This window comes from Pseudomonas sp. GW821-FHT02H06 (assembly GCF_059421525.1).
This window is the reverse complement of the sequence record NZ_JBWKVD010000009.1, coordinates 49,593-62,223: the sequence shown is the minus strand read 5'-3', so window position 1 is coordinate 62,223 and position 12,631 is coordinate 49,593. Positions and strand designations below refer to the sequence as shown.

7 protein-coding genes and 2 pseudogenes are annotated in these 12,631 nt (G+C 52.7%); 6 read left to right on the top strand and 3 right to left on the bottom strand.

All coding sequences use genetic code 11. From position 1 onward, the window contains the following. Positions 1-271 precede the first annotated feature (271 nt). Positions 272-2,497, bottom strand: coding sequence for a putative bifunctional diguanylate cyclase/phosphodiesterase (locus AC07VF_RS16020; RefSeq protein ID WP_346627950.1), 2,226 nt, complete (start codon positions 2,495-2,497; stop codon positions 272-274). 189 nt (positions 2,498-2,686) lie between these two features. On the opposite strand from AC07VF_RS16020, the pseudogene AC07VF_RS16015 reads away from it, so the two are divergent. From AC07VF_RS16015 to AC07VF_RS16005, 3 genes and pseudogenes are all read left to right on the top strand, one after another. After that, a pseudogene (locus tag AC07VF_RS16015) lies at positions 2,687-3,700 on the top strand (PAS domain-containing protein); the annotation flags it as partial. Between the two features lie 30 nt (positions 3,701-3,730). Then, complete coding sequence (locus tag AC07VF_RS16010; protein WP_410110747.1) at positions 3,731-4,237, top strand: methyl-accepting chemotaxis protein; 507 nt, start codon at positions 3,731-3,733, stop codon at positions 4,235-4,237. Between the two features lie 74 nt (positions 4,238-4,311). Continuing rightward, entirely contained in the window at positions 4,312-4,536 is a 225-nt protein-coding gene (locus AC07VF_RS16005; protein ID WP_346627951.1) for a hypothetical protein, read from the top strand. 128 nt (positions 4,537-4,664) lie between these two features. On the opposite strand, the gene AC07VF_RS16000 is transcribed toward AC07VF_RS16005, so the two are convergent. Then, positions 4,665-6,233 (bottom strand): sensor domain-containing diguanylate cyclase, encoded by a 1,569-nt coding sequence (locus tag AC07VF_RS16000; protein ID WP_346627952.1) that lies wholly within the window; start codon positions 6,231-6,233, stop codon positions 4,665-4,667. A 751-nt stretch (positions 6,234-6,984) separates the two neighbouring features. Here AC07VF_RS16000 and AC07VF_RS15995 point away from each other — a divergent pair. Both AC07VF_RS15995 and AC07VF_RS15990 read left to right on the top strand, forming a co-directional pair. Next, positions 6,985-8,571 carry a putative bifunctional diguanylate cyclase/phosphodiesterase gene (locus AC07VF_RS15995; RefSeq protein WP_346627953.1) on the top strand — a complete coding sequence of 529 codons (1,587 nt, stop codon included), beginning with the start codon at positions 6,985-6,987 and terminating at the stop codon, positions 8,569-8,571. 1,249 nt (positions 8,572-9,820) lie between these two features. Beyond that, positions 9,821-10,171, top strand: a complete 351-nt coding sequence (locus AC07VF_RS15990) for a hypothetical protein (RefSeq protein ID WP_065986122.1) — start codon at positions 9,821-9,823, stop codon at positions 10,169-10,171. 83 nt (positions 10,172-10,254) lie between these two features. Here AC07VF_RS15990 and AC07VF_RS15985 read toward each other — a convergent pair. Then, positions 10,255-10,404 (bottom strand): annotated as a pseudogene (locus AC07VF_RS15985) (tyrosine-type recombinase/integrase); the annotation flags it as partial. A gap of 108 nt (positions 10,405-10,512) precedes the next feature. Between AC07VF_RS15985 and AC07VF_RS15980 the strand changes: the two are divergent. Then, complete coding sequence (locus AC07VF_RS15980) at positions 10,513-12,630, top strand: putative bifunctional diguanylate cyclase/phosphodiesterase (protein ID WP_282372380.1); 2,118 nt, start codon at positions 10,513-10,515, stop codon at positions 12,628-12,630. Position 12,631 lies beyond the last annotated feature (1 nt).

Genomic DNA, 12,631 nt, shown 5'->3' with positions numbered 1-12,631 from the left:
AGAACAAAGGATATGTTCAACGCTTTGAGAACCGACATCGGCGAATTGCACCGAGCTAACCGTGCCAATCTGGAGGATGATTGCGATGCGCTGAAAATTCGGATAGATCAATCACGGCGCGAAGGTCGCATAACGGAAGAGCCTGGAACTTCAGTCGCTTGCAGAAGGAATCCCCGCTCTTCATGTCGGGGAGGAAGTCAGATGTGGGTTGGCACGTCCGAGCAAGGCTCGGACTTCGTCGGTTGACCTATGGACAGAGCGCCCTGGGCCATCAATCCGAGAGCAGTGCATGCATGTCCTCAGCAAGCAAGGGTGTGCTCAGCAGAATGCCTTGAGCATAAGGACAGCCTAGAATTCTGAGCTGAGCCATCTGGCTTTGCGTCTCTACCCCCTCAGCCACGATTGCCAGATCCAACACCTGGCCCAACGACAAAATACTCTTGACGATGGCAACGCTGCGCTCATGGCTCATCATACGGAAGACGAATGAGCGATCAATTTTGATGACATCAATAGGGTAGCGGTCGATATAACTCAGGGAGCTGTAGCCCGTGCCGAAATCGTCCAACGCGACGCGAATGCCCTGAGCTCGAAGGGCTACCAGAGTCTGGAGCACAACATCCGGTTCATGCAGAAAGACTGACTCGGTGATCTCTATCTGCAGAGTGCAAGGGTCAAATCCGGTCTCGTCAAGTATATGGGCAACTTGAATAGCGAAGCCCTTGCGGTTCATCTCGACCCCCGACACATTGACGTTGAGCTTGATGGTTTTCTTCGGGAAGCTGTCGCGCCACCTCCTGACCTCACGGCAAGCATTGCGCATTACCCATTGACCAAGGTCGTGAATGACGCCAATGTCCTCTGCCACGCTGATGAAAACATCCGGTGTGACATTTCCCCAGATCGGATGGCGCCATCGGATCAAGGCTTCAACCCCCACGATGGCCTCAGTTTCTACAGAGAAGATCGGTTGGAATACCAGGTAGAACTCATCGGCTGTGATCGCATGCTTGAGCGCGCTTTGCAGCATCAACATGTCGATCGAGGCCTGCCGCATCGACACATCGAAGATCGCAAAGCGACCACGCCCTTGTTTTTTGGCCGAATACATCGCCACATCCGCATCTCGAATCAGGTCCTCAGCTGTGTTGTGATGATTATCCAGGGTCGCGATGCCAATGCTGCAGGAGGTAAACAGCGTCTGGCCTTCGATCTCGATGGGTAGGCCAAGCGCTTGTATAATTCGTCCGGCAGTCTCGACAGCCTGTTTCTGGTGGTCTTCGCCGGTAAGTAGAACGGCAAACTCGTCGCCGCCAATCCGCGCAACCACCGCCTCGACGTCAATAGAATAATGCAACCGCTCCGCAACCCGTTTGAGCAACACATCACCAGCGTGATGACCTATGCCGTCATTGACGTATTTGAACCGGTCGAGGTCCATATACAAAACTGTAGCCGTGCTACGGCTGCCGTCGCCCTTTCTACTTAGGGCTTCCTCGATGCGGCTTGTGAAGTACGCCCGGTTCTTGAGTCTTGTGAGTTCATCGTGAAATGCAGCGTAGGACAACTCCTCCTGAATTCTCTCGCGCTCCACCAGCCGTGACTGGAGCGCCACGCGTTCCTCACGATCCATCTGTGCTTGTTGCAATGCCTCCTCAGCTTCTTTTCGCTCAGTGATGTCTCGCTGCACAGACACCCAATGAGTAAACCAGCCGTTCTCGTTTGCCACCGGTACGATGCTCATTTGTACCCAAAATCGAGTCCCGTCGCGTCGTGCGTTGATCAGCTCGACTTCGATGGGTTCCCATCGCTGCAACGACGCTCGCAATTGCCGAAGCGTGTCGCGGTTGCTCTCCTCGCATTGCAATATGCGAGGGGTCTGCCCTATGACCTCTTCGAGGGAAAAACCGGTATTCGCCAGAAACGCCGGATTGCAATAAACGATGCGCGGTCCCGGCATGTCGATGGGCTCGGCCTCTGTAATCAGGATGGCGTCCTTTGAATTGACCACCACCGACTCCAATAAGCGCAGGCGTGCGGCAGAATCATTTACCCGCGTTGGTTGGAGGGCGGCATAGAGGTCGGCAGCGTGAGTTCGCAGAAGGCAGATCTGCGCGGCGCTAAGTCCCTTGCGGGGTAGCGGAACTGTCATCAGCACCACACCAGCAAGACGCTCAGCAGCATCTTTGACGGCAATGCAGACCTGAAAAAAATCGCCGATCCCCCGCTCGAAACCTATAGGGAGAACGGCGTTGCCGACCATAATTTCATTGAGATCGACTACGTCGTCGTAAGACAACACGAATTTCAGCCAGGCATCGATAGCTTTTTCGATCTTAAAGTCTGGCGCGGATCCGTAGGTGGATGCGATGCGCCAGTGCCCGCCTTCGTGCAGAACCAAAACGGCGCCAGAACAGGCTTCTAGGCAGGAAGCAGTGCTTACGAAATTATCGAGAGCTGTCTTTTCATCCACGCCGGGGCAAGAATCTGAGGGCATGTGCAGTACCTGCAAGCGAGCTTGAAAGTGGTACAGATAAGGCCAATACCAAGTCGATGAGATTGGTTATAGCTGTCTTGCAGGCACTACGCTATCCCGCTGATTCAGAGGTGGCCGGCCTCTGAACCAACGTGTTCAGTGAAGACGAATCCAGTTTGAATGCAACATGATTTTTAGGGTTCGCTAGCCATGGTTTTGCTCAAGCAAGAACTTGATTGTCCTGTTCAAAACAACTGCACGGCTTGTCACCGAAACGTAGCCGTGCCGGTAAAAGCGTTGGCCGGACATTGCATGGGCGTTTGGTCCCTACAACCCACGCCGTCAGAGCTTGTTGCTGAAATTGCAATGCATGCTGCTATTGAGGGGAATACTCAAGGTTTCATTCGTCCCGTCGATAGTATTTTCATGTCCATGCGAGTGACCGTCATGTTCAATAACCGGTTGAAAAACAGAATCCAGCAGCTGGAAAAACGGCTGGGAGCTCTGGAGCAGGTCAAGGCGACACTGGATCTCGAAACCGTGGCGGTCACGCTGGATGCGGCAGGCGTAATCCTGGAGGTAAATGCCCTGTTCGAAAAAGAGCTGGGATTCACTCACGCTGAATTGTCCGGTCGGACCCTGCGGGAGTTCAGCCCCGCTGAGCTGCACGGTGATGTCCATCAGCGCCGCGCGTTGGAGGCAATTGCCAAGGGCAAGCATTACAGTGGTACCTTGCGCCTGTGCAGCCGTGAAGGTCGTCATGTCTGGCTGCGGGCAATGGTTATACCTTTCGCCGGTGAGAGCGGACGGGTCGAACGCATCGTTTTGTATTGCAGCGTGCTGACAAGGACCATTGAGGCTTCAAGGGAGAATGAAGCATTGGTGGGGGCCCTGATGCGCTCCACTGCCGTCATCGAGTTTTCTCTGGATGGGGTAGTCCTGACGGCCAATCAGAATTTTCTGCACGCCATGGGCTATTCATTGCCCCAAATCCAGGGCCAGCATCACAGGATGTTTTGCCTGCCATCCGATGTCGGTTCAACAGAATATGAGCAGTTTTGGCAGACCCTGCGCCAGGGCTCGTACGTCGCCGGGAGGTTTTGCCGATTGGATAAATCTAACAGGGAGGTCTGGCTGGAGGCTTCCTACAATCCGATCGTAGATGCCAACGGCAAGCTGTACAAGATAGCCAAACTCGCTACCGTAATCACCGACCAGGTCAACCGTGAGCGCGCCATATCGGAAGCAGCTGGCATGGCTCACGATACGTCTGTTCAAACAGACGCCAGTGCACAGCAAGGCCGCGGAGTTATCCAGAATACCGTTACAACCCTCAACACGCTTTCGGCGTTGATGGAAGATGCGGCGCATGGCATTGAGGCGCTGGATGCACAGAGCCAGGAAATCGGCACCATTGTCAAAACCATTGGCAGCATCGCGGACCAGACCAACCTGTTGGCCTTGAACGCAGCAATCGAAGCAGCACGCGCCGGAGAGCAGGGCCGGGGATTTGCTGTAGTCGCTGACGAGGTCAGGCAACTGGCCCTTCGAACCACTCAGGCAACGGCAGAGATTGTTGAGGTCGTGAAAAAGAATCAGATCCTCGCTTCCACTGCAGTGGACATGATCGGAAAAAGTAAGCAACAGGCCGGTGCGGCGCTGGAGTTGGCAAGCGAGGCGGACGAGGTGATCAAAGACATTCAGCAGAGTGCCAACAGTGTGGTGGCAGCCGTTGAGCAGTTCTCGGGCCAAGCCAGATAGTGATGGTTTTAAAATCAGGCTTGCCCAGCAATTCGCATTTACCACTCGGTTAGGCGCGATATCCAGGTGATCCTATGCTCGATGCTCTCAAACAATCCATTCGTACTCTGCACCTGGCTCACTGGGCCAGCCTTGAAGATGAATGTGATGCATTACTCATCAGGATTGAGCAAGCACGAAGAACAGGTGTTGTGACTGACGAGCAGGCCATGCAGCTGGTCTATGATGTCCGAAATGAACGTTCACGGTGCTTTCGCAGCGTGAACCGTTGCCGCATCAAGGGCTCCGCTTCAAGATGATTTTCCTTTGACCCCAGTTCATCAGATGCGGCTTTTCGAGACGGGACCGACCGAATGAGCGATCCTCGTTCAGTTCAGCTTGCCGCAGTTGTGGTTGATCTTCTTCTCAGGTATGCCCTGATGCTGGGCTATCGAGACAGGTCGATAACGTTTGTCTGATGCAGCCGGTAAGTATCAGGCATTGACTGACCCTCTACAGTATTGCGACCTTTGCTTTTAGCGAGATAGAGAAGTCGATCTGCTTCTGCCAGGGCGGCTGTATAGGAATCCTTTGCAGGTGAATTGATCGCCACCACGCCGCAACTGATCGTCAGGATGCCCAGCGAGCTGCCGGCGTGATCAATGAGTGCACTGGCGATGGACAACCTGACATTTTCGGCGACGCTCAAAGCGCCGGCCAGATTCGTCTCAGGCAGCAGGACCACAAATTCCTCCCCACCATACCGTGCGGCAAGATCACCCGGCCGATTGACGCAGGTCCCGATGATTCCTGCCACCTGCCTCAGGCAGTCGTCACCCTGCAGATGGCCATAGTGATCGTTGTATTGTTTGAACCAGTCAATGTCCAACAGGATAAGCGCTATGGTTGAGTTATTTCGCCTGGCCCGCCCCCACTCCTGCTGCAAGGTAGCATCGAAACGCCGTCTGTTGGCCAGATGCGTCAAGCTATCAGTTTGAGCGATGATCTCCAGTTCATTTCTGGCGACGTTCAGATCACCCTCCGCGGTGATTAGCTGCTGGATCTGCCGGTATAGCAGAATGCCCAGCAAGCACAGAGCCAACGTGATCATGCCGATCAAAGCCATGGATCTGTATGCATAAGCCCACCAGGGCGCGAAAACATATTGGTACGACACACCTGCAGCTGCAACGATGGGCAGGCCGGACACCCGTCGATAGGCATATATCCTTTCCACGCCATCCACCACAGACTTGATCACTGCAGTGCCATTGTCGCTGTATGGCAGATAGAGGGTGAATAAATCACCTCTAGCCACATTTGTGGTCATCAGTGCAGTCAATGTTGGCCGGCGAGCCAGCAGATCACCATTGTTCAGGGCAAGAAAGATAACGCCTTTGTCGTCTACATCCATTCGCTCGAAGAACGCTTGAAAATATGCGACCGGGACCGTCGCCAAGGCGACACCTGCAAACTCTCCATCAGGAGTATTGATACGCCGACTGATCGGGATAACCATATCTCCCGTACTGCGGCTTTTTACAATTGAGCCAACGTGAATGGATTCATCGGTATGGTCGCGGTGGTAGGCAAAATAGGCGCGGTCGCCGTTGTTTTTTTCCTGCACACTGTGCGCAAAGGAATTGGCGACCCACTGACCCTGGGCATCGTAGATAAACAGCCCTTGAAGTCCTTCCACGTTTATCACGTCCTGAGCCATCAGCTTCGTCAGTCGTGACAACTGTTCTCCCGCTACACCATCGTGTTCCACACGCTCAACAAGATCGCGCAGCGTATTGTCAGCCTGGCGTATTGTGTCCTGAGCTTGCTGTTCGGCAGCTAGAACAATGTTTGAAACTGCAATTTTGGCATTAGCGATGCGCTCAAGCCTGGATTGATTCATCTGCCACGCTGTAGCAAGCATCAACGATAAACATACAAGCGCGATGAAGCCAATCAGCGCCTTGGTGAGCGCCGAGGGTGAAAGCCTCGGTAAGGTAAAATATGGAGGCTTCATAGGTTGTCATCAAATTGGCGGTCAAATGACCTATGCAGTTTTTGTACCCGAGCTGAGTGGACTGGCGCCGAGCTAGCATCTTTAGGCCATCGCGGTGGACCGAGGTACTAGAACCAATTTCGCTTTGGCGTCGACTAAATCGAAGGACGGAGACATGCCGCGACCGGCCAAACATCGCCATCCGCCAGCGGCGAGCCGCCAAGGCTCAGCTGCTAAGGGCCTTGGCTAGGGTGAGAGGATCCAAACCTAAACCTGCCCGCCGAGCGCGCTGCTCTGAGGGAGATACTCAAGGTTTCCCTCGTCCCGTCGATAGCATTTCATGACAATGCGAGTGTCCGGGATGTCCATCTGCCGGTCACAAACGAGAATCCAGCAAGGACAAAACCCGATGAGGGCTCTTGAGCAAGTCAAGAGTGAATCGGGATCTTGGACCCATGGCGGTTACTTGGACGCAGCAGTGCCGATCAACCATTGTGTGGAAGCTGCGACGGGCGCTGTCTGATGCTTAATGAAGAGCGGGTCGGCTGGGTGGCCTGCCCACAAGGCGCAGTATCTCAGGGCAAACTACTGGGCCGTACGCTATTTTGGCGATAGCTCTACCTCCGTTGGCATGCCCATAAAGATGAAGCTCCCTAGAAAAAGCAATCTTTTCTATCGAATGAATAAACAGGTTCTATAACCGACGCCATGGCCTTATGGGAAGATGGCCATATGATATTACGTGCTGCTAGCTTGGCCTGTGAGGCTGCCCATGACCTATTTACGCTTACCCAGTCCATACCGTCTGATACAGCTACTTTTTCTCACCCTGCTTACTGTCATGGCCCTTTCCATTCTGTGGGAGTTCAAGCTGGAGGCATGGGTGATGCGGGGGCTTGGCCTTCACTATGACGGCATTTTTGAGGAAGGAGAAAGGTTACGTTTCGTACTGACATCTACGGGTTTTTCACTAATCGCCTTGATCGGGCCGGGCGTGATGCTCATGAAAATGATCAGTAATGCCAGACGCAATTACCTTCAACTCGAAGGGTTGCAGTCCCATACAGAGAAGCTGGCAAGGTACGACTCACTCAGCGGCCTGCTCAATCGGCGTGCCTTCATGGAGCTTGTAAACGAGCAACTCGCTCAGCTGGAACCTGTGATTGTGATGCTGATCGACCTTGACTATTTCAAGGCGGTTAACGATCAGCGCGGGCATGCAACGGGTGACGCGGTGCTCATTGAGGTAGCAAAACGGCTGGAGGAGATTGCAATCAAATACGGCGGCATCGCTTCGCGTCTAGGAGGCGATGAATTCTGCGTCGTATTTACCAGCCGTAGAGAGGAACGCGAGCTGGGCGTCATTGCCGCAGATGTGATTTCGCGAATAGGGGCCCCTATGCTCGAGAAGCTTCGACCCTTCCGACAGGGAGCTACAGTTGGCATCTCTCGTTCGTGGGTCGACGCTACCGAAACCTCAGCGCTATTGCACTGCGCAGATGTAGCAATGTACAGGGGTAAGGTTACGGGTCGTTCAACCTACCATTTTTACGAAACAGAGCATGGGCTCCAATATCAGGCTCAAATCGATGAAGACGCTGCGCTTAAACAGGCAGTGGAACTGAATGAGATCGTTCCATTCTATCAGCCTATTGTTGCACTGCCTTCTCAGGAAGTCGTCGGATTTGAGATCTTGGCCAGATGGCTCAAGCCAGATGGGAGCACTGGGATGCCTGCTGATTTTATTCCAGCGCTTGAACGCCTAGGGTTGATCCCCATGATGACTCAATCTCTCGTTAAGCAAGCTTGTAACGCTGCCAGGGATTGGGACGATCACCTTCATCTTTCGCTGAACGTCAGTGCAGCAATGATCACCGATGAGCTTTTTCCTGATCGGTTCCTGGAGCAGTTGCGCCATGAGCAGTTTCCATTTGACCGCTTTGAGGTCGAAATCACCGAAGAGGCCTTGGTCGGCAATATCGAAGCGGCCGAGCGCAACCTGAACAGACTTCACGCACATGGCATCACAGTGGCACTTGATGACTTCGGCACTGGCTACTCAGGTCTTTATCATTTGACACGTTTGTCCATTGATAAAATCAAGATAGACCGATCTTTTTTTGAGATCGGTAAGACTGATCATCGTCCAATGGTAGAAGCCATTTTAGGGATGGCACGTAGCCTGAATATGAAAGTGACCGCGGAAGGCATCGAGGATTTTCACTCACCCTCCCTTCCATCTTGGCTGGCCAGCAATGGGTGTAATTATGCTCAGGGGTATCACTACGGTCGGCCCCAGGCTCACGTTTCACGCTCCGTCGCTGGAGTTCCTGATTCAACAGTTCTATCGCGGGTGTAGTTGGTCAAGCAGCAAAACTGCTGACATTTCACCTTGACTCAGCTGCAAGCCATCTGCCACAAGCTGACCGCGCACTGATCAACTGGATTTGCCCGGAACTTGGGAGTTTCCTCCAGATACCGCGGCAGGTGAATGCAGACTGTCGTGGTCTCAACCACGTCCGAAAAGATGCGCACCTGACCGCCTGATTGCTAGACAAAGCCATCAAGCTCAAGATATCTCTCCGGTCAAAGACTACCAAAGGGCCCCGCTATCTACCCTTGCGGATGCTTGTGCAAGACAATTTCATTTGCATCTTTGCAACTCCAATCGTCGCTTCAGTAACCCTCTTTGACGTCTTTCCAGCTCCTCGGCAAGCGCTGCAAGCTTGGCCTCACCGAACGCAATGGCCCTGGCTTTCGTAAGAAAAAGTTCGTCAACTTGTTAATTGCGGCCCTTGTCAGTACGGTCATATGCGCTGTTACCAAATCCTTGGTCCACGAGTTCGACCTCCAGCAACTGAAAATTCCGTGTCAGCAGCCATGCGGTGTAGGGGTAGGTTCTGTCGCTCATCAAAGACTTGGTCACCACAATTGATCGCTATATAGATAAAAGCATAGCGAGATGTGTTGCTACAACAACCTCATGCACGTAGGGCAGGGCAGGCAGGCGACATGTCTGGATCTGTAGGCAAGAAACATCTAGGAAGGAGCCCGCCAGGGGAGGCAGGAAGGCCTGGCGGGCTAGGTCTCGTACTGCTAAGGCCCGATAACGCTATAGATCACTCTAGGGTAGTGAGGCGTTATGGCGGAGAGCTGCCCTCCCTTAGGTAGTTTCGGGTCGTGGTGAGCTCGCATCTCCAGGGCACACTACCAACACTGAAGCATTCCGTTTAGCTTACTCCGTTGGGAGCCTGCATGACTTGCGGGACTTTCCTGGCCAGATCTGTCGGAATGTTAGGCTTGGAGATGACGTCATAATCAATACCCCCAGCGTCAGTTGCAGACTCTTGCCTTCAATGAATGAATGCATTTTGAAATCGCATCCCGACAGGAACGACAGCATCATTGGTAGCGTCGTGTCAGTCTGCCTGCAGGCGATTGCAGCCGCTGTCCAGCACTGTCCCAAGGTTCCTATAGTTGACGCCAGGTCGCACTCTGGAATAGAGCCCCAAAAGGTCAATCTTTCTGAAGCCAGCGCCGCACTCGGTATGGGTCGGTCAGTGAAACGTTAGACTTGCCCGAAAAATGACCCATCAAAGGAGTCAAACGTGTTTGTGATCCCGCTGGACCTCGGCGCAAGTGAAGCGATGCAAGCCATGATGGTCTATTCCAATGTGCTGTACCCACAGCGTGTTCGGTACTTTTTCTACATCTGCAAAGAACAGCTTCAAGGTCGCTGCAGAAAGGATCTGGTCATGCGCCTCGACAAGGTCATGGACGTGGCCCTAGTGCAGAGCGGGGAATGGCACAGCCGATTGACGATGGTGTTGCGCGAAGCGCTCGAGCTGGGCGCCCTGCACAGGGCCGACCACGATTTCTTCTTGGCGCAATTGGGCCACTGCACCCCTAGGAGGCACGAAAAACCCCCGATTCGGGGGTTGCAGCGAACCGGCAATTGATCACCAGGCGTCTCATGACATCTGTCATGTGGGACGTACCTACTCTCGACTAAACATGAATCGCTCACGACGGTTACAGTAATAGCCAAACCGCGATGTTTGAGCTGGGCGCGCCCAGCGAGTACGTGCGTTCGGGTCACCGCACGAAACTCATCGGTCAAAGCCAGATCGACAAACTCTCAAAAGCCTTCCAGGTCATTTTGATAGGCACGGCTTGTCCGGGGATTGTCCAGCTCGAATTAGTCACGATCATTGGCGGTGTCTTCAGTCAGTTTCGCGAAATGTGCATCTGGACGGTCAGTTGATCGACGAGATCTCAACTAGGCTCGTTTTCACAGGAGATGAATCGGGAGATCACCGCCGGGCAGATTCCAGTGGCTCGACACCCGCAGCAAGGTAGAATGGTGGCTTATAGCCATGACAAGGCCTCATTAGTGCATGCTGTGGAATTTTCTATGTTAGACGCTAGCCAGATTGAACGAGAACTCGAGAAAACAACCAGCGCTGCACGCTTCTCTGAGCAATTGGAGCTACGTTATCAGAGCGATATCCATACTACCCGCCGGCACCACCTGATTCTGTGCTTGATCTTGGGAGGTTTCACATTCGGTAGTTTTTCACTATGGATGGTCATCATAAATCCGAAGGATTTGGTATCAGCAATTTTGCAGATGGTCGGAACATGTGTACCAAGCACTCTACTGGGTGTGTTGCTTCTAAAGAAGTTATCGGAGCACTGGAGAGAATACGTCTCCATGTTGCCCTCATACACCGGATTTATAGCCGCTTACAACGTAGTAATTAACGGTGAACAACCTGTTTCGGGTGAGCAGTCACTGTTCATGTTTTGTTGGCCGCTGATGCTTATTTATGTCAATACGTGCATGAAAAGCCCTTTTAATATTGCTTTGATATACAACATATTTTGCTTAACCATCACAGCTTGGGGTGTGCATACAGCCCCGATTTCCCTGAGTGCTGGCGGCTTGATAATGACCGCTATAGGATCCTCATCTTTTTTCTCATTGCTCGGCAACTACTGGTCCAACGCCGAAGCCAGACGAAGTTACCTGTATTGGCTACGTGAGGAAACCAGAGCCTCTAGTCTCACAGATGCCAATAGTGATTTGCAACGCCTTTCAGAGACCGACTCGCTGACCGGTCTGGCTAACCGTAGGCACATACAACCGCAACTGGATGCGCTTACGGCAAACCATTTGGATGGACAGTCCGAGGGCGCATTATTTTTGATCGATATAGACCATTTCAAACGCTTTAACGACCATTATGGACATCTTATAGGCGATGAGTGCTTGAGAGCTGTTGCCACGGCTCTGGGCAGTTGCTTCATTTCGCCTTGCGCCGTAGCACGATTCGGCGGTGAAGAGTTCATTGCCGTTTTGCCAGATACCTCTCATGATGAGGCCCGCAGGATCGCTCACCACGTATTGCAAACCATACGTGAACTAAACATCGCCCATCTGGGACGTACAGACGGCATCTCGGTCATCACTGTCAGCATCGGATTAGCGCACAGTGCGAGTAGTGCGCTAACCGATAGCACCTCACTTCTGGATCAGGCTGACAAAGCTCTGTATCGAGCTAAAAGAGGTGGCCGCAATCGTCTAGAGGATACGGGATTTATTTTTTCTCAAAACGATGAGTCGCTTCTAACCCCGGAGGATATCCGAGAGGCGTTAGCAACAGACCAATTCGACCTGCACTTCCAACCGCTGTATCAACTCGAACCTTATCAGCTCACTGGATACGAAAGCCTTATTCGCTGGCAGCATCCCAAGCTCGGAAATGTGCCACCTGATTTATTCATCGCAATGGCAGAACGCAGCGGGCTGATTAATGCTGTAGGTGACTGGGTTTTGGATAAATCCTGTGAGGCGGCCAGCCGCTGGCATGACGCTGTCAACATATCAGTGAACCTTTCACCTATACAGCTTGCCAACACAGATTTTCCGATGAAAGTGGCGGGTGCATTACTTAAACATGGTCTCGCGAGCCATCGGCTCATATTGGAAGTAACCGAAGGCGTGCCTCTGCGTATAAATGATCAACTATTGAGTACAGTTTCCGGTCTCTGCAACCTGGGCGTACGACTGGCTCTGGACGATTTCGGTCAAGGTCATGCCAACTTGGCTTATTTACTGAAGCTTCCATTCCATTGTTTGAAGGTTGACCGTCAGGTACTCAGAATTGAAAACAAAGCCCAACGCGAGGAGGTGTTGACGGCCCTTTTGAAACTGGGGCATGCATTTGATCTCAAAGTGTTAGCGGAAGGCGTTGAGACTGCTCAGGATCTCGAGTTGTTGCGTACTCTAGGCTATGACCATGCGCAAGGGTATTATCTTGGACGTCCTCAACCGAATACATTTTCTTGTGACTCGTTACCCCCCACGCAGTCGCTGGCGCCCCATTGTCATCTTCATATAGTGTTAGGTAACTGAC